General features: G+C 62.2%; 18 protein-coding genes and 1 pseudogene. 2 read left to right on the top strand and 17 right to left on the bottom strand.

Annotated features, from left to right (window positions below; translation table 11 throughout):
- Nucleotides 1–107: 107 nt before the first annotated feature.
- Nucleotides 108–1,955: a hypothetical protein gene (locus J2046_RS33100; RefSeq protein WP_210059019.1), complete on the top strand. Its 1,848-nt coding sequence runs from the start codon at nucleotides 108–110 to the stop codon at nucleotides 1,953–1,955.
- Nucleotides 1,956–2,133: 178 nt separating this feature from the next.
- Here the strand turns inward: J2046_RS33100 and J2046_RS33095 are convergent, their stop codons facing one another.
- The 13 genes and pseudogenes from J2046_RS33095 to J2046_RS33035 all read right to left on the bottom strand — a co-directional run bounded on the left by J2046_RS33095 (nucleotide 2,134) and on the right by J2046_RS33035 (nucleotide 12,901).
- Nucleotides 2,134–3,450, bottom strand: coding sequence for a M20 family metallopeptidase (locus tag J2046_RS33095; RefSeq protein WP_210059017.1), 1,317 nt, complete (start codon nucleotides 3,448–3,450; stop codon nucleotides 2,134–2,136).
- A 2-nt stretch (nucleotides 3,451–3,452) separates the two neighbouring features.
- A complete protein-coding gene (locus J2046_RS33090) occupies nucleotides 3,453–4,409 on the bottom strand; it encodes an ABC transporter permease (RefSeq protein WP_210059016.1) in 957 nt (318 codons plus the stop codon).
- Nucleotides 4,406–5,383 (bottom strand): ABC transporter permease, encoded by a 978-nt coding sequence (locus tag J2046_RS33085; protein ID WP_210059014.1) that lies wholly within the window; start codon nucleotides 5,381–5,383, stop codon nucleotides 4,406–4,408. Before J2046_RS33085 ends, J2046_RS33090 begins: the two co-directional genes overlap by 4 nt.
- Before the next feature lie 18 nt (nucleotides 5,384–5,401).
- Entirely contained in the window at nucleotides 5,402–6,388 is a 987-nt protein-coding gene (locus tag J2046_RS33080) for an autoinducer 2 ABC transporter substrate-binding protein (RefSeq protein ID WP_210059012.1), read from the bottom strand.
- Between the two features lie 30 nt (nucleotides 6,389–6,418).
- Entirely contained in the window at nucleotides 6,419–7,192 is a 774-nt protein-coding gene (locus tag J2046_RS33075; protein ID WP_210059010.1) for an ATP-binding cassette domain-containing protein, read from the bottom strand.
- A 20-nt stretch (nucleotides 7,193–7,212) separates the two neighbouring features.
- Nucleotides 7,213–7,986 carry a glutamine amidotransferase gene (locus J2046_RS33070; protein WP_210059008.1) on the bottom strand — a complete coding sequence of 258 codons (774 nt, stop codon included), beginning with the start codon at nucleotides 7,984–7,986 and terminating at the stop codon, nucleotides 7,213–7,215.
- 40 nt (nucleotides 7,987–8,026) lie between these two features.
- Nucleotides 8,027–9,208, bottom strand: coding sequence for a PfkB family carbohydrate kinase (locus J2046_RS33065; protein ID WP_233470447.1), 1,182 nt, complete (start codon nucleotides 9,206–9,208; stop codon nucleotides 8,027–8,029).
- 189 nt (nucleotides 9,209–9,397) lie between these two features.
- A pseudogene (locus J2046_RS34075) lies at nucleotides 9,398–9,538 on the bottom strand (Zn-dependent hydrolase); the annotation flags it as partial.
- A 315-nt stretch (nucleotides 9,539–9,853) separates the two neighbouring features.
- Nucleotides 9,854–10,324, bottom strand: coding sequence for a nuclear transport factor 2 family protein (locus tag J2046_RS33055; protein WP_210059005.1), 471 nt, complete (start codon nucleotides 10,322–10,324; stop codon nucleotides 9,854–9,856).
- Nucleotides 10,325–10,428: 104 nt separating this feature from the next.
- Nucleotides 10,429–10,755 (bottom strand): nuclear transport factor 2 family protein, encoded by a 327-nt coding sequence (locus J2046_RS33050; RefSeq protein WP_210059003.1) that lies wholly within the window; start codon nucleotides 10,753–10,755, stop codon nucleotides 10,429–10,431.
- 10 nt (nucleotides 10,756–10,765) lie between these two features.
- Nucleotides 10,766–11,746, bottom strand: coding sequence for a saccharopine dehydrogenase family protein (locus tag J2046_RS33045; RefSeq protein ID WP_210059002.1), 981 nt, complete (start codon nucleotides 11,744–11,746; stop codon nucleotides 10,766–10,768).
- 1 nt (nucleotide 11,747) lies between these two features.
- Nucleotides 11,748–12,143: a VOC family protein gene (locus tag J2046_RS33040; protein ID WP_210059000.1), complete on the bottom strand. Its 396-nt coding sequence runs from the start codon at nucleotides 12,141–12,143 to the stop codon at nucleotides 11,748–11,750.
- A 14-nt stretch (nucleotides 12,144–12,157) separates the two neighbouring features.
- Nucleotides 12,158–12,901: an SDR family NAD(P)-dependent oxidoreductase gene (locus tag J2046_RS33035; protein ID WP_210058998.1), complete on the bottom strand. Its 744-nt coding sequence runs from the start codon at nucleotides 12,899–12,901 to the stop codon at nucleotides 12,158–12,160.
- 136 nt (nucleotides 12,902–13,037) lie between these two features.
- On the opposite strand from J2046_RS33035, the gene J2046_RS33030 reads away from it, so the two are divergent.
- Nucleotides 13,038–13,919 (top strand): AraC family transcriptional regulator, encoded by an 882-nt coding sequence (locus tag J2046_RS33030; RefSeq protein WP_210058996.1) that lies wholly within the window; start codon nucleotides 13,038–13,040, stop codon nucleotides 13,917–13,919.
- A 208-nt stretch (nucleotides 13,920–14,127) separates the two neighbouring features.
- Here the strand turns inward: J2046_RS33030 and J2046_RS33025 are convergent, their stop codons facing one another.
- From J2046_RS33025 to J2046_RS33010, 4 genes are all read right to left on the bottom strand, one after another.
- Nucleotides 14,128–14,715: a DUF308 domain-containing protein gene (locus J2046_RS33025; RefSeq protein ID WP_112360103.1), complete on the bottom strand. Its 588-nt coding sequence runs from the start codon at nucleotides 14,713–14,715 to the stop codon at nucleotides 14,128–14,130.
- A 44-nt stretch (nucleotides 14,716–14,759) separates the two neighbouring features.
- Nucleotides 14,760–15,089, bottom strand: coding sequence for a hypothetical protein (locus tag J2046_RS33020; protein ID WP_233470446.1), 330 nt, complete (start codon nucleotides 15,087–15,089; stop codon nucleotides 14,760–14,762).
- A gap of 34 nt (nucleotides 15,090–15,123) precedes the next feature.
- Nucleotides 15,124–15,900, bottom strand: a complete 777-nt coding sequence (locus J2046_RS33015) for a molybdopterin-binding protein (RefSeq protein ID WP_210058994.1) — start codon at nucleotides 15,898–15,900, stop codon at nucleotides 15,124–15,126.
- Nucleotides 15,897–16,171, bottom strand: a 275-nt coding sequence (locus J2046_RS33010; RefSeq protein WP_233470445.1) for a cytochrome b/b6 domain-containing protein, incomplete at its 5' end; no start/stop codon positions are given. The genes J2046_RS33015 and J2046_RS33010, both read right to left, overlap by 4 nt.

The raw sequence follows: 16,171 nt of genomic DNA, 5'->3' as shown, positions 1-16,171 counted from the left end.
CCGAGGCTGAAGATCGGTACTACACCATGCTGGACCTGCCAGCCATGGCCGCATAACTTAACCTAACAGGTCTCCGGTAAACCCGGTGCGGTTCACTCGCCTATCAAATGCGCCGCTTTGGCGAGAGTTACTGGCAACTCCACCGGGCGGTCGTTCGGATAGACGAAACCTTTGATGCGAAGACCTTGCTGTCGTGGATTGAGGGCCAGCGTGTGCCTCGCTCGGTGGCAAGCTTTGATATCCTTTGCCGGATCGAGCGCAGATATGGCTTGGAGCGAGGCTACTTCAAAGCGAAACTGCCACATCAGTCCAGATCGCTATATGGCCACGATCTGGAAGACATCAGCCCGGCGGAGCGGCGCCGGCTTGCCTGGCATCTTCCCGACGACTTCGGCAGCCTGCCTTTTTCAAAGCGCGAAGAGATCCTGGAATGGGTTCGGCGCGTCATCATCTCAGGATCGACGGATTACAGACGCTTCCAGGCGGCAGCGACGAAGCAGCGCTACGCGATCCGGTTCCCTGGGGTTACATATGGCGGCAGTACACTCGCTCCTCGACTAGCGACTTCTAACTGGCTGCGAGATGAGGACGAAAAAGGGCCTTCGACCGAGACGCTCGAGGATCCAGATCTGCTCTCCGGTGTCGTCGATGCACCCCCTCGGCTTGCGATGGAGATGGCAGACCTCATCCGCTTCAAGACGTCGACACTGACCGAGATAGGCTACCGCAGGAATGGCGTCTGGAATGAGGAGACAGCCAGCCAGAAGATCGAACATCTCGGCCTTATGTTTGGGGCACTTGCGGCATCCCCGAACGGGGTTGTCAAAGGTCGAGGCGTGCCGCTCAGCCAACTCACCTTCGGCCTCCTGATCTTCCCTGGGGTGTGGGACTGGTATTTGCAATGGCGGGAGCGCCGTCGCGGCTTCTTCACGAAATGGGAGGAAGACATGCTGATGGTGGCCATGGCCCTCACTCGCGCCGAAGTCGGCTGGATCCGCCAACATCCCGAACTGTTGCGCAACGTGAAGCCGATCGAAGGACTGATCACGACAGCCGAGATTGATGCTGCTCGTCGAGATTGGCACGGTGCATGTGAGGACTTCCATCGCCATGCAGCCAATCGATCAAAAGAAATCCAGCGGGTGATGCGGGTGCACCGCGATCCGTTCGAGCCTATCATGTGCGTGCTGGAGGCAGATAGCCCGCTCGCTGAATATCGCAAGATCACCGAGGAGATCTTGAAGCGAATGCCCGATGAGCACCGTTTCCCGAGAGCAGCCGCTGAGGCTGTCCGTTCGTTCCTGATGCTAAGGCTTGGCTTACATCTCGGCCTCAGGCAGAAAAACCTTCGGCAATTGTTGGTCTGCCCGCGCGGACAATTCCCGACGGCAGAACGCCGGCTCGAAGACATAAAGCGCGGCGAACTGCGTTGGAACGAACGAGAGCGTGGGTGGGAGGTCTTCATCCCGTCCAACGCGTTCAAGAACTCGGGCTCATCTTTTTTCGGGCAGAAGCCGTTTCGTCTGGTGCTGCCGGATCTTCTTGATCTCTACACCTATCTCAATGCCTATATCGAGCGGCATAGGAAGGTGCTGCTGGAGCGAGCGCCCGATCCGGGCACGCTTTTCGTCAAAACCGTCAAAACGACCAGCATCGATGCGGCTTATAATCAGACAACATTCTACGAGGCTTGGCGGTTGGCGATCCAGCGCTACGGAATCTACAATCCGTATACCGGCCGCGGCGCGATTAAAGGTCTGCTACCGCATGGCCCCCACAATGTCCGAGACGTGCTCGCCACACACATCCTGAAACAAACCGGATCCTACGAGCAGGCAAGTTACGCGATCCAAGATACGCCTGACGTAGTGCAGCAGCACTACGGGCGCTTTCTGCCGCAAGACAAGGCAGCATTGGCAGCGCGGATCCTAAACCAGGTGTGGGAGGCAGCCTAGTGCGCTGGAAATTTCGCTTAGCATATTGCAGGCAGATGCCAACAATGTCCGCGTCCGTCTGAGGCCCTGCCGGTCGCCTCCGCCTTGAGGGGAGTCGAACCTACGACCCCTTCACTGTCTACACTGACTGGCCCAAAATGCGTCACCCGTCCCTGGCGAACTCTCTTACTTGTTCAATCTAGTTGCACCACTTCTGCACCGCCAACGCAATCGCCTTCGTGCAGTCGATTAGGTCGCGAACAGAGACTCGTTCGTTGGGCTGGTGCGCCTGCGCCGGATCGCCGGGGCCGAAATTCACGGTCGGCGTATTGCCGAGACCGGTCGGCAGGCCGATGTCGCTGTGGGCGCCGAAGCCGGACAGCACCGGCGACAGGTTCGCCGTCTCGACCGCCTGCTGGAAGACCGTGACGAATGGGCTGTCGGCCGGGATCTCGGCGCAGTCGGCGTCGAGGATCCATTCGACGCGCGCCGGATGTTCGCGCAGGTACGGATCGGCCTGGCAGACGTTGCGGACGTGTTCCTCGATCTCGCGCTTCACATGGCCGCCGAGGCCGAACTCGTCCTTCTCGCTCGGCAGGTACTGGGCATCGATGATGATCTCGGCCCGGCCCGCCATCGACGAGGGATGTTCGCCGGCGCTCATCTGGGTGACGATGATCTGGTTCGGCAGGTCCATCAGCGGATGGTTCTTCTTCGGGTCGAACATCCAGCGGCGGTTGAGGATGTCGATGCCGTCGAGCATCTGGCGGCAGAGCTGCACCGCATCGACCGGCCCGCTCGTGTACCAGGCGTTCGGGGTCAGCTCGGCATGGCCGCCGATGCCGTCGATGATGATCTTGCCCCAGAGGATGCCGTGGCAGAGCGGCGCGATGCGGTTGGCGGTCGGCTCCGTCATGATGCCGGCATCCGCCTTGAAGCCGCGGTCGACCATGGCGAGCGAGCCCATGCCGCCGATCTCCTCGTCCACCACGGTGGTGAAGACGACATCGCCCTTCAGCTCCAGCCCCATCTCCTTCAGGATCTCGACCGCCATCAGCATGCAGGCGACGCCGCCCTTCATGTCGACGGTGCCGCGGCCATGCAGGAAGCCGTCCTTCAGCACGGGCACGAACGGATCGGTGGTCCAGTGTTCCGCAGCGCCCGGCGGCACCACGTCGATATGGCCGGTCAGCATGATCGAGCGGCCGCCGCCCGTTCCCTTCAGCGTTCCGCCGAGGTTCGGTCGGCCCTCGAAGGTGCGGCCCTTGTTGGCGCCGGGGCGTCCTTCATATTTGGCATAGAGCGCCGGACCGTCCGGATCCCAGAGGTCGGTCGTAAAGCCGAGGGCTTCCAGCCGCTTCTGCAGGTAGAGCTGGCAGTCGCGCTCGCCGGGACCGGCCTCCCTCGGGTTCGACTTGACGATCGACGGAAAGGAGACGAGGTCGCTCAGCGTCTTGACGATGCGCTCTTGCGCCGCCTCGACGCGGTCGGCGATCTGCTGTTCGATGGATGGCATGCTTAACTCCAGCGTTTTGAAAGACGTTCGATGAGCAGGACGGCGATCAGGAGCGCCCCGACGATGCCGACCTGCCAGACGGTGTTGACGTTGAGCTGCAGAAGCCCGGTCTTGAGCGTGACGAGCAGGATCACGGCGGCGATGACCCCGCCGACCCCGCCCACGCCGCCGGTGATGGCGACGCCGCCCAGCATCACCGCCGTCAGCGATTCAAGTTCCAGGTTCTGCCCGATATTCGGCCTGGCGCTCCCGAGCCAGGCGAGCGAAACCAGTCCCGCCAGTCCGGAAAGCAGGCCGCTCAGGCCGTATACGAGAAGGCGGACACGATCGACGGGAATGCCGACGAGCCGCGCAGACCGCTCGTTGAAGCCCATGGCGAACAGCCACCGCCCCCAGGCGCTCAGGAGCAGAAGTACGGCGGCGATGGCGAAGACCGGGACCACCAGCGTGACGAAGGGCACCGGCAGGGAAAGGATCAGCCCCCGTCCCCAGGCAAGCAGCCAAGCCGGAACGCCCGATTGCGCCGCGCCGCCGGTCAGCGCGAGGGCAAGGCCGGAATAGACGAAGAGCGTGCCGAGCGTCGCGATCAGCGGCAGGATCCGGAGCCGGGTGACGAGCAGGCCGTTGAACAGGCCGAGCAGCAATCCCGCCGCCACGCAGGCCACCGGCAGGAGCGCCGGCGGCAGGCCCGCCTTCACCGCGGTCATGGCCAGCACGACGGACAGCGAGACGATGCCGCCGACGGACAGATCGATACCGGCCCCGCCGGCGAGGATGACGAGGCACTGACCGAGCGAGACGAGCGCGAGAATGGTCGAGAACTGCAGCACCGTCGTCACGGTCGAGGCGCTGAACATCGTCGGCCTGAGGGCGGCGAAAAGCAGGATGACGACGATCCAAAGCGCGGCGAGCAGGAGGAGGATGCGGCTGGAGGCAGACAGCTTGAGGAGGGTTTTCATCGCTGCATCCACTTCTCCTTCATGTCGCCGAGCCGCGAGACCGGCAGTTCGAGAGCCAGCACGCTGATCAGCAGCGCGCCGGTCACCACCGGCTGCCAGAGCGAGGGCACGCCCATCAGGAGCAGGCCGTTCTGCAGGATGCGCAGCAGGACGACACCGAGCGCCGTGCCGAGCAGGCTGCAGCGCCCGCCCATGATGCTCGTGCCGCCCAGCACGACGGCGGCGATCGCGTCGAGCGCCAGCGTGCTGCCGATCGCCATCTCGACGTTCCGGTAGCTCGCCACGTAGAAGCTGGCCGCAAGTCCGGTGAGGGCGCCGCTGATGACGAAGGTGGCGATCCGGACCTTCGTCACCGGAACGCCGGAGAGACGCGCCTTTTCCTCGGCATTGCCGATCGACAGCAGATGCGGCCCGTAGGGCGTGCGGCGCAGCGCCAGCCAGACCGCGAGATAGGCAAGACCGATGACGAGCACCGAAAGGGGAATTCCGAGGATCGTGCTCGACAGGAGCTCGGTCAGGCCGGCGGGCAGGCCGGACAGCCATTGCCCGCCGAGCAGCGCGAACACCCCCATGCGATAGACGCCCAGCAGGCCGAGCGTGCCGACGATCGCCGGCACGCGGCCGCGAACGACGACCAGCGCGGTCAGGAGGCCGAGGCCGGCTCCGGTCAGCGGGCCGACCAGCAAAGCCAGCGCCGGCGCCACCGACGCCAGAAGGGCATGGGCGACGGCGATCGCGGCAAGCCCCATCAGGATGCCGATCGAGACGTCGATGCTACCCATCGCGAGCAGCAGGGTCATGCCGAGACCCGCCAGCATCAGCTCCGTGCTGTTACGGACGATTGTCCCGGCATTGCCCGCCGTCACGAAGTAGGGCGAGGCGACAGAAAAGACGATCGAGGCGAGAATGACGGCGCCGAGCAGCGCCCATTCACGTCCGCCGATGGCCACGAAACGTAGACTTGACTGTCGCATCGCAAAGCTTATCCGGCCTTAGAATTCGAACTGATCGACGTTTTCCTTGGTGAAGACAGCCGGGGGGCCGAGCAGCAGGATGCCGCTGTCGGCATCGTAGGTGACCGGCGACGCGAAGCCCGGCACGGTGTTTTCAGCCTCGAACGGCGTGCCGTCGATCAGCTGCTTGCCGGCCCAGACCGTCAGGTAGCCGAGCTGCGCCGGATCCCACAGCACCGAGAAACCGAAGGAACCGCTCTTGATGTAGGAACGCGCGGTGTTCGGGCTGCAATAACCGGTCCCGACGACGGCGCCGATCTTGCCGGCGGTCTCGATCGCCTGGGCGACGCCCGGGCATGTCGAGGAGGCGACGGCGATAAGGCCCTTCAGGTCGGGATTGGCGGTCATCAGATCGCCCGCGATCTGCGCGGCGCGCTGGGCGGTGCCGCCGGCGTATTGCGGCTCGAGCAGCGTCAACTTCGGATACTTCTCCTTCGCCTGCTTCTGCATGAAGCCGATCCAGGCGTTGAGGTTGGAGGCGGTCGCCTCGCCCGAGACGATGCCGATCTTGGCATCCTCGCCGACGCGCTTGACCAGTTCGTCGATGATCGTGGTGCCGAGGCCTTCGTCGGTCGCCTGGGCGACATAGACGGCGCGGCCGCTGTCCGGGGCGTCGCTGTCGCTGGTGAAGAGCTTCACGCCCTTGGCCTTGGCAGCCTCGACCACCGGCGCGATCGCCGAGGCGTCGAGCACGCTGACGGAAACGGCGTTGACGCCCTGGTCGATCAGGTTCTGGACGATCTGCAGTTGGTCGACCGGATTGGTGTCGACTGGGCCGGAATAGATGAACTCGACGCCGAGTTCCTCGGCCGCGCGCTTACCGCCGGCCTCCATGGCGTTGAAGTAGGGAATGCCGATCAGTTGCGGCACGAAGGCGACCTTCGGCTTGTCCTGCGCAAGGGCGCTGGAACCGAGGGCGAGTGTCAATGCGGAGACGGCAAGGACTGTCTTGAATTTCGCAAACATGGGAACCTCTCTGGAACGGTTGGACGCGCTTTATCGATTGTTTTGTTCAAGCGCCCGCACGTCGGGATGAGCGCCTGTGATGAGGGAGACGATTTCTTCGGGCGTGGTGTCCTCCTTCCGCCGCTCGGCGACCTTTCGGCCCCGGCGGAAGACGACCATGCGGTCGGCGACCTCGAAGACATCGGCGATGTTGTGGCTGATCAGCACGACGGCGCAGCCGCGTCCGGCGAGCCGGCGCGTGAGCTCCAGCACCTTTCGCGTTTCGGCGACGGCGAGCGCCGCGGTCGGCTCGTCCATGATGACCAGCTTTGCATTCAGGTTGAGCGCCCGGCAGATCGCGACCGCCTGCCGCTGGCCGCCCGAAAGGCTGCCGACGGCCGCTTCCGGGTCGGAAATATGGGCGTCCAGCTCGTGCAGCAGACCATCCACCCGCTCCCGCATCGCCTTGCGCCGCAGGAAGGGAATGCCGAGCACCGAGCGCTTCAGCTCGCGCCCGAGAAAGACGTTTTCCGAGATCGACAGGTTTTCCGACAGGGCGAGTTCCTGGAAGATCGTGGCGATGCCGGAACTCGCCGCATCCTTGGGCGAGGAGAACTCGACGGGCTGTCCCTCGACCAGCAATTCCCCGTCGCTCTGCGGATGGGCGCCGGCGAGGATCTTGATGAAGGTCGACTTGCCGGCGCCGTTGTCGCCGAGCAGCGCCAGGACCTCGCCGCCGTTGATGTCGAGATCGACATCCCTCAGGGCGGTGAGGGCGCCGAAGCGCTTGGTGATTCCGGTCGCGCGCAGGAATGGAACGGTCATCGGGCTGTCCTTTGCGGTGATCACTTGGTCCGGCTTGCCCAGCGAAGGATGTTCTTCCAGATCGTCGCGTAGCCGGGCCAGGCAACGAATTCGTTCGGCAGCCAGTGCGGTCCGATATCGGAGGTCCAGGCCACCGTGCGGCCCTTGCCGTAGCTGCCGGTCACGAGAAGCGGATGGCCGCCTTCCTCCTCCGGCAGCCTGGCGAGGACTTCGACGCCCTCGCCTTCCCTGGCGGCCACCTCGTTGGCGCCGAGGAGGAGCGGCCATTCACCCTCGACGCCGTCGAGGATCGGATGGCTCTTCGAGCCGGTGACGACGGCCCTGAACCCGTCGGGAACTTCCAGCCGGTCGTCATAGGGAAGGCAGGTGACCGGAAGCGCCTCTTCGACCGGCGTGCGGCGCCAGCGCGCCTTGCCGTCGATGCCCTGGAAGGAGAAATAGCCGCCGGCCATGACGAGACCGCCGCCGGCCCTGGTCCACTCGCGGATGATCTTCAGGCGGTTCGGCACCGGCTTGCCGTGCAGCCATACCGAGGGCGGCAGGAGCAGCGAGTTGGCGCCGATGTCGGAAAGCAGGATCACCTGGTATTCGGACAGCCCCTCCAGCGTGAAGGGGAATTTCTCGACGCTGTCATGCGCGGTCATGTAGGTGATGTCGAACTCGTCGCCCTGGAGCGCCGCGACGAGCGGTTCCGCGCCGAGATGGAAAGTCACGCTGCCGAACTGGTCGAAGCCCTTGTAATGGGTTGCCGAGCTGACCCAGCTCTCTCCAACCAGCAAAACCTTCGTCACCATGTCGGTCTCCTTCTTACCTGCGATCTGTGTTGTCGAAAAATCAGCCCGCTTTCGCCTCGACGGACGAGAGCAGCGCTTCGAGTTCCTGCGCGCTGGCCGGGCGGCCCTGCGCGCCTTCCGCGGTCGTCGTCAGGCTGGCGCCGACGGCCGCGTACCGCGCCGCGTCCACCAGCGGGCGGCCATGAAGCCAGAGGCTCAGGAATATGCCGGCGAACGCATCGCCCGCGCCCGTCGCGTCGACCCGGCTGACCGGCAGCGCGGGAACCTCGATCGGCGGGCCGCCGCTCTTGCGGAAAACCACCGCGCCGAACTCGCCGAGCGTCAGCACCACGTCGCCGCGCGGCTTCACCCGCGCGATCATCCGGCCCGCCTCCTCGATCATCGAGGCGAGCGGCGTGCGGATGGAGAAGATCTCGCGCAGCGTGTCGTCATTGATGAAGGTCAGGTCGACCTGGCCGATCAGCCGCGCGAAGGCTTCCGGGTTGCGCGAGCCTTCCGGCAGGCCGGCCGTGTGCAGGCTGACGTTCCAGCCGGCTTCATGAAAACGCTCGATCGAAGGCATCATCCGCTCGTAGTGAAAGCCCTCGATATGCAGGCAGGAGCGCACCGGGCCGGGCGCGATGTCCATGTTGGCGGTCAGGTCGATCTCGCTGAGCTCGAAGGTCTCGTGAATGATCGTGCGACCGCCATTGGCCTCGATGATCACCATCGCCCGCGGCAGCCGGTTCTTGCCCGGCCGGCGGATCGGCAGCACGTTGACGCCGTGCGCCAACAATTCCGCCATGGCCCATTCACTGTCGGCATCGTCGCCGACGGCCGTCGCCAGATCGATCTTCAGGCCGTAGGGCGCGCCGACGGCTGCGGCGGCAACCGCGAGGTTGGCGGCCGGGCCGCCAAGCGCCTTGTCGATGTGACGCGCCGCCACCCGATCGTCACGATGGGGCAAAACCTGCACGCGGCAGAGATAGTCGACGCAGATATGACCTACTACCAGAAGCCGTGGATGGCCCTCGGCCGCCGCGACTTTGCGCGCCGACATCATCGGCAGAGAGCGCGCGAAAACGCTCGGCCGATAGGCGAGCTTCTGAATGGTGGCCTCAATTTTCTCGGCGGTTTCGGCTTTGACCGGCACTGTCCCATTGAGGAAATTGGACACGGTACCGACCGAAACACCGGCGGTACGTGCAACATCCGTAATGGTGGGACGGCCTTTTTTCATCATTTCCCCGCCGATTGAAGCGCTTCAAAGCGTATCGGTGGGTCGGGCAGCCGTCAAAGAAACATTATTCCAATTTTTCGAGTACACTTTTAAAAACGATAGAAAAATTTGTAGTTTATTAGAACGTCTAGCTTCAGAATCCTCGGATTGAAAATATTTCAATCTAACTCGCTAGCGCTTTCATGTGCCCGTTTACCCGGCCAGAAACTCAGCGACCTGGGCAAGCACCTGACAGCCCGCGACCGCATGTTCGGGTTCGACGAATTCCGCCTCGTTGTGGCTCAATCCGTTGCGACACGGAACGAAGATCATCGACGCCGGCGCGACACGATTCCGATGCAGCTGGAGCTGCAGGAAGCTTACTCTACTCCGGACGACGTCGGCGCGACAGAAGCTAAGATTTTACGTGATAAACACAAACCGCAATTGTTTGGTCACTTGGCCGGGCCCGAGTGTCCTAAGGTCTTGAAAGGAATCGAACCAGCGACCCGCTAGGAAATCGCCAAGGTGACTGTTCCTCGCTTCTAACGGCTCAAGCTGTTGTCAAAAGCGCCGAAATCTTCGCCGCCTGCGGTCAGGCACAGGTCTGAACAGCAAGGGCGGCGGGAAGGTTGTCCCGCCGCCATCCAAGGCTTTTGCCTACGCCGCTTATACGACGGAGAGGACGGCGGGATCACCCGAGCGCCATACATTGTCGACGGTGTTGTGCGTGATGACCCAGACGTCGCCGTTTCTAGCCAGTTTGACGTCGTAGCGGTTCTTCATCAGATAGTGACGCGCTGGATCGCTGCGCGGCACGTGCTGGGCTTCGACTAGGACGTCCATGCGAGCGGTGTCGCCATCGATGGTCACTCGCGGATTGCTGACGGAATGCGTCGTGTCGAACGTAGCGAGCGATGCCGTCAGGGCGGACACGATTACATCCCTGCCCTCGATGACTGGATAATCGAATCCTGCCTTCGCCGCGGCCGGCCGGAAGTCGGAGACCGCGTTTTTCGCAAGCGACGATGCGAGCAAGTTGCTATCGCGAAGATCGATCCCGGCTGTGAAGCGATAGAGGGCTTCGACGACGGCGAGACGGTCTGCGGCGTCCTGTGCGAAAGATGGTGATGTGGTCATGAAGGTTCTCCTTGTCGTGCCGGAGGCTCACGGAGTACAAGCCCTCCCCGGCATCGGCGCCTGGGGCGCAGATGGACGTGATCGATGGGTTGTTGGTGAGGATGCTATTCGAGGTCAGCGTCGATGCGTTCGATCAGCCCGTCTGCGTTGACGACGATCTTGAGGATGCCGATCTCGTGGCCGAAATCGCCCTTAAAATCGAGACGGATGGTGGCGTGGAAGTCGTCGAGCCCATCAAGCGACAACAGCTCGCTCTTCGTGTGGTAGCCAACGAAGAACCGTTCGAGGTAATCGCGAACACCATCCCGGCCGACGAAGGCGTTGCCCACCGAAACCTCATCGATGACGGCATCCGACGAGAACAGGGACAGCGCACCCTCGACGTCGAAGGCGTTGGCGGCGCGGATGAAGGATTCGACGATCTTCTGCATGACGATTTCCCTAGAGATCGATGATCGTGGTGTCGGCGATGGTTTGCGCAAAACCGTTTCCAAATAGGCCAGCCGGGGTCTGGAAACCGGGGCGCGCTTCACCTGTCAGAATACGGCGCCCGGCCTCGGCCGCCGCCATGGCTGTGAAGGTGTAGCCGTTGACGGTATCGAGGAGTGATCGGACGATCAGCCCCTGCGCGTCCGTGACCTCGACCAGTGCCTGGTAGCGGTTCGCCAGGCGTTCTTTCTCGCTCGGCCCGTCCGGCAGAGCCGAGAGATCCCCCTGCGGAAAGCCGTCGCCGGTGACATGCACGAAAGTCTCGATATCGGGAATACCCGTTGCCCGCCAGATCGTGATGAGGTCGGGAAGCGTCACCCGGAAGCAGTCGACGTCGCCTTTTCCGAAATCGAACGCCTGAACGTCAGCCTCCGCCGGGGTCAATGCACCATGCGCGCGCTTCAGAGTTTCGGCCGTCAAATTCTCGGTGGCGCTGATCGCCGACCCGCGCGAAAGACCGCCGGCGACATGCAGCACGATCCTGATCTTGCGGGGATTGGCGACGCGTTCGGCACCATGTCCGGCGAGGCTTCCGAGCATGGCAACGCTGCCACCCCCGCCCGGCATCAACATTACGCCTGCAGCGTTGGCCTCGTCGTCGAGGGCCTCGGCCAGCCGGTAGCTGTCGAGTTCGGCTGCCGTGTCGAGATAGTGTACGCCATTGCGGATAGACGCCTTCATCAATGCATCGGCGGTGCGCATGAACGGACCGGCACAGTTCAGGAGGACGGAGATTCCGGCAAGGCCCATGTCGATCGCGGTAGCGTCGTCGAGACTAAACACGCGGTATCCCACACCAAGTTCGGAGGCGAGCTTTGCGAGGGGCGCTTCGCTGCGTCCGCCAAGGACAATCGGCGTACCAGCCGCAATTGCGTGTTCGGCCGCCATGCGGCCAGTGTAGCCGGTCGCGCCGTAGATCATCAGCTTTGTCATGTCAGTGCTGCCATTCCTTATAAACGAATTCGAGACTGTAGCCGTCTGGGTCGCGCACCTGCGCGGCGTAGTAGCGAGGGTCGTAGTGAAGCTGCGGACCAGGCGGATGGATTTGCGAGGCGCCCACAGCCATCGCCGCGGCGAACGCGGCATCGACCTGGGAGGCGTCGTTCGCGACAAAGCCAACATCAGCCGCGCGGCCTTCGACCACCCCTTCGCGCAGCCAGAAGAACACCCGGCCGTTTGCGCCGAACCCCTTCAAATCAGGATGGCCGGGCGGACCATCTTTCCCGTCGTAGTCATGCGCGTGGACGATCCCGAGTGGGGCGAGCGCCTCTTCGTAAAAGGCGACCGATCGGCCGATGTCGCTGGCGGATATGAAGACGTGATCGAGCATGGCGCTCTCCTTGTTCAGATGATGTAGCCGCCCGCGACTTCGATGTTCTGAGCGTTGATCCAGCGGTTGTCGTTGGACAGCAGGCTGGCGACGACGCAACCGACATCCTCCGGCTCGCCGACGCGGCCAAGCGCCGTCTGGCCGGCAAGCATCGCCTCGAACTCGTCGTGCAGCCCGCCGCCGAGTTCGGTGCGGATCGCACCGGGAGCGATCGAATTCGCCCGAATGCCGCGAGTACCGAACTCCTTGGCCATGTAGCGGGTCAGGACTTCGAGACCACCCTTGAAGGCAGCGTAAGGAGCGACCCCTGATGTCGCCACGCGCGTGGTGGCGCTGGTGATGTTAATGATCTGTCCATTGTCCGCGATCAGCGGAAGCAGGACCTGGGTGAGGAAGAACGGGCCTTTGAGGTGGACGTTGAACAATCCACCGAACTGATCTTCGGTCACGGTGGCGATCGGATTGAATAGCCCGTAACCGGCATTGTTAACGAGATAATCGAAGTCGCGGCGGCCAAAGACGGATTGCAGTGCCACCGCGACGGCGTCCCGGAATGCCGGAAACGAACGGGTGTCGCCAACGTCGAGCTTCAGCGCCACGGCCTTCCCGCCGCTCTGGGTGATCTCCGTCACGACCCCTTTGGCCTTATCGGGGCTGCTGTTATAGGTGACGACGACACCCATGCCTTTGCGGGCGCATTCGATGGCGGAGCTTGCTCCGAGACCCCGGCTGCTGCCAGTGATGATGGCGATTTTCATGGGACGTTCCTTCCGTGTCTGGTGTGACCTGAAGCTAGGCTGCCCTCACACACGGCGCTCACCCATTCCTCTCTGAAACTTGCCTATTTCTGCTTTGCGGTTGCGGATGCGGTCCCGACCTGTCACGGTCACCTTCATGGAAAAGCAACTTCAGGAACTGCGCACGCTGGCATCTTCCGCGGAAAACCGTCGGACCGACACGGGCATCCCCCGCGTCGCCATGGTGCAGGGCGAGATCCCGGAACACAGGCTTTCTGCCGTCTACGAGCCGATGATCAACCTGATCCTGACCGGATCCAAGACGATGACGGTCGGTGAACGGACCTTCGCCTACGACCCGGCCACCTACTTCGTCATGTCGGTCGATCTGCCGGCGGTCGGTGCGGTGCATCCCTCTCCCGCAGGAGAGCCATATCTCGCCGTCAGCCTGACGCTGGACCCGCCGACGGTCGCGGCACTGATCAGCGACCTGCCCGTTCCGGTCTGCAGCAAGCTGTTCGGCTCCGGCTTCTCGATCGCCCCGGTCAACGAGGAGTTTCTCGATGCCTGGGTTCGCATGCTACGGCTGATGGCGCGGCCGGACGAGATCGCGGTGCTTGCACCCGCCTATGAGCGGGAGATTTTGTTTCGCGTGTTGCAGGGGCCGCTGGGCTGGATGCTGCGCGACATCGCCGCTCCCGACGCGGCGCTGTCGCGGATCGGTGTGGCGATCCAGTGGATACGGGAAAACTTCGCAAAACCACTCCGGGTCGAAGCGCTCGCGGAAATGGCGGCGTTGAGCGTTTCGGCCTTCCATCGCCATTTCAAGGCGGTGACAGCGCTTAGCCCAATTCAGTTTCAGAAGCAGGTCCGCCTGCTGCACGCCCGGACGCTTCTCATGGCCGGAGAAGGAAACGCGACATCCGTGGCCTTCGGCGTCGGATATGAAAGCCCCAATCAGTTCAGCCGGGAATATGCGCGGCAGTTCGGGCTCCCACCATCGAAGGATGTTGTGCGGTTGAAGGGCCAAGCCGCATAACCTCGCGCTACCCACATCACTTTCCGGCGCAGAAAGCATCTCGGTTTGCTCTTGAAGAGAATCGAACCCGCGATCTACTCCTGCACTAACCAATTGATAGCGCTCTTATTGTTCGATTTGCGAATGTGAGTTGCCATTAGAATCCTGCGCCGTTCGTCATAAGCCAGGACTGAAGCAAGCTGCCGTTTAACAAGAGCTCCACAGGAGTCTAATGTTCTGCTTCACTCATACCACGACGCGACAGACTCATACTCAACCATATTGCCGAAACAAGAAAATAGAATGCTCCGAAACCCGCATAGCCGGCGACTGTGGAGATCGAAGGCTCCTGCGGCGTTTGCGCTTGATACAAGAAGACAGCGCCTGCTAATGCCGATTGACCACCACTTAGAACCATAGCCCACTGACCTCCGCTCGTTTTCCACCGCCTGACGGCAGTGCCAAGCTGCAGCAGCCCTGAAAAAATCGCCCATAGTCCAAAGGCGCCCAGGACCCAGTTCATATTCATCGTCAAAGCGATGATCACGGCAATTGTCATGATCGAGCTTGCAGTGACATTGATCGCCTGGCTGCGGTTGACCGCCAAGCCACCGCTCCTGGCCGCGTCAATAACGTTCGCGGCGGCGTCCCAAGCCGGATAGGCGATCAGGAGTGCGGCAGTTATCGCAAATGATTGCTGCCCTATGGTCAAGGCAGCTGTGACCCACAACAACGAGAACGCCGCACGCGTGAAGTAATATTGCTTGAGCCATTGCTCGTTGCCGCTCGCGGCAAGGGAGGTCTGATTGTTTGCCATTGTTCTTCTCCACTTTCTTAAATAATTTTCTAAAGCGAGGTCGATCAGAAGAAACCGACCTGTTTGCCAAATGCCGTATTCTCGTCCCACTCAAATCGACCAATTCGATCGCTTTCGCCGGAGAGTTTCGCAGCTGGGTTCTCTAAGAGCTCGACGTTCTGTGCGCTGTCGTGCGACGGAGTCACTGAATCAGTGCCGTGTTCGCTCTCCAAGCGCATGCGCTTCTCGAATGCCTCGTTAATCGCCCCCTGCCGCTTTGCGACCCATCGGCCGTCGGGATCAGAGAGGATCGAGTTGGTTTGGCCGATCTCAACCGGTGGCGAAGAAGCGGTCGCGGAGATGGGCATTACTTTTTGAACGTGGCGCCTGCTCATGAGCTGTGATCCTGTGATTTGTCGTTTATTTGCCTCAGATGCCGGCGTACCATTCGTACCCGCGATCTTCCCAATAGCCGCCGTTCCCGCCCCACAGGCCGGCGAAGCTGTCGACCAGTTCGATACGCATGATGTACTTGGCCTGTTTGTACCCCAGCTGCCGCTCGACCCTGAGACGCAAGGGCGCCCCATGGCCGACGCTGAGGTCCTGGCCGTTCATCTCGTAGGCGAGGATGGTTTGAGGATGAACCGCGTCGATGAGATCGATGCTCTCGTAGTAGCGGCCGCTGCCATCGAGCGTCTTTTCGAGTTCGTCGGCACAATGCAGCACGACATAACGTGCCGTCGGCTTCAGCCCAGTCAGCTGCAGCAGACTGGCGAGAGGAACGCCAGTCCATTTGCCGATGGCGCTCCATCCCTCGACACAGTCATGGCGGGTGATCTGCGTGCGCGCCGGGAGCGCCTTTAGATCTGCGAGCGAAAACTCTCGCGGGCGCTCGACAAGTCCGTCAATTTTCAATCGCCAAGCGGAAAAATTACCTTCAGCCAGTTCAACATATTCGTCGCTGTCGGGAGCACTCGTTCCATTTACGCGAAACGACGGAGAAATATCCTTCTCATCAAACTCACGCGCCAGGGCATCACGCCCCTGAAGCAGTCTCTGCGCCTTCAGCGTCAGGTGCTCGGCTGAACGGAGGACATTGGCGATGCCGGCGTTCTGGTCTAGCACGTCACACCCGGAAAGGGTCAAAGCACTGGCACCAAGCGTGCCGCCGATGAGAAAGCGACGTCGCGTGAGAAGCTTGCTCATGATTGCGGGCCTTTTTCCTGGATCGCATAGCGTCCGGTGATCATCGAGCGGATGTTGTTCCAGGTCCCGGAAAGGACGACCATTGCCACGTGCACGATGACGAAGATGACAAGCGCCGACGCTGTGATGAAATGGATCGTGCGCGCAGACTGGCGTCCGCCGAAAATCTCGACTAAGGGGGACTGTCGGATTTTTTGTGCCTGAGGCCCGTTTCCGTCAGTTGCTGACGAACCTTTCGCCGAATGCGACGGCGAATTGCGTCTTGGCCTCG

The sequence above is a fragment of the Neorhizobium petrolearium genome (assembly GCF_017873175.1).
Taxonomy (GTDB): Bacteria; Pseudomonadota; Alphaproteobacteria; order Rhizobiales; family Rhizobiaceae; genus Neorhizobium; species Neorhizobium petrolearium.
The sequence above is the reverse complement of the archived record's forward strand: the minus strand, read 5'-3'. Positions and strand labels throughout refer to the sequence as shown.

Excerpts from the sequence above, each read along its gene's own strand:
- J2046_RS33085 (WP_210059014.1), bottom strand. The coding sequence starts at position 5,383 with ATGCGACAGTCAAGTCTACGTTTCGTGGCCATCGGCGGACGTGAATGG.
- J2046_RS33045 (WP_210059002.1), bottom strand. The coding sequence starts at position 11,746 with ATGACAAAGCTGATGATCTACGGCGCGACCGGCTACACTGGCCGCATG.
- J2046_RS33015 (WP_210058994.1), bottom strand. The coding sequence starts at position 15,900 with ATGAGCAAGCTTCTCACGCGACGTCGCTTTCTCATCGGCGGCACGCTT.
- J2046_RS33070 (WP_210059008.1), bottom strand. The coding sequence starts at position 7,986 with ATGGTGACGAAGGTTTTGCTGGTTGGAGAGAGCTGGGTCAGCTCGGCA.
- J2046_RS33035 (WP_210058998.1), bottom strand. The coding sequence starts at position 12,901 with ATGAAAATCGCCATCATCACTGGCAGCAGCCGGGGTCTCGGAGCAAGC.
- J2046_RS33050 (WP_210059003.1), bottom strand. The coding sequence starts at position 10,755 with ATGCAGAAGATCGTCGAATCCTTCATCCGCGCCGCCAACGCCTTCGAC.
- J2046_RS33040 (WP_210059000.1), bottom strand. The coding sequence starts at position 12,143 with ATGCTCGATCACGTCTTCATATCCGCCAGCGACATCGGCCGATCGGTC.
- J2046_RS33065 (WP_233470447.1), bottom strand. The coding sequence starts at position 9,208 with ATGATGAAAAAAGGCCGTCCCACCATTACGGATGTTGCACGTACCGCC.
- J2046_RS33095 (WP_210059017.1), bottom strand. The coding sequence starts at position 3,450 with ATGCCATCCATCGAACAGCAGATCGCCGACCGCGTCGAGGCGGCGCAA.
- J2046_RS33075 (WP_210059010.1), bottom strand. The coding sequence starts at position 7,192 with ATGACCGTTCCATTCCTGCGCGCGACCGGAATCACCAAGCGCTTCGGC.
- J2046_RS33030 (WP_210058996.1), top strand. The coding sequence starts at position 13,038 with ATGGAAAAGCAACTTCAGGAACTGCGCACGCTGGCATCTTCCGCGGAA.
- J2046_RS33025 (WP_112360103.1), bottom strand. The coding sequence starts at position 14,715 with ATGGCAAACAATCAGACCTCCCTTGCCGCGAGCGGCAACGAGCAATGG.
- J2046_RS33100 (WP_210059019.1), top strand. The coding sequence starts at position 108 with ATGCGCCGCTTTGGCGAGAGTTACTGGCAACTCCACCGGGCGGTCGTT.
- J2046_RS33055 (WP_210059005.1), bottom strand. The coding sequence starts at position 10,324 with ATGACCACATCACCATCTTTCGCACAGGACGCCGCAGACCGTCTCGCC.
- J2046_RS33020 (WP_233470446.1), bottom strand. The coding sequence starts at position 15,089 with ATGAGCAGGCGCCACGTTCAAAAAGTAATGCCCATCTCCGCGACCGCT.
- J2046_RS33080 (WP_210059012.1), bottom strand. The coding sequence starts at position 6,388 with ATGTTTGCGAAATTCAAGACAGTCCTTGCCGTCTCCGCATTGACACTC.
- J2046_RS33090 (WP_210059016.1), bottom strand. The coding sequence starts at position 4,409 with ATGAAAACCCTCCTCAAGCTGTCTGCCTCCAGCCGCATCCTCCTCCTG.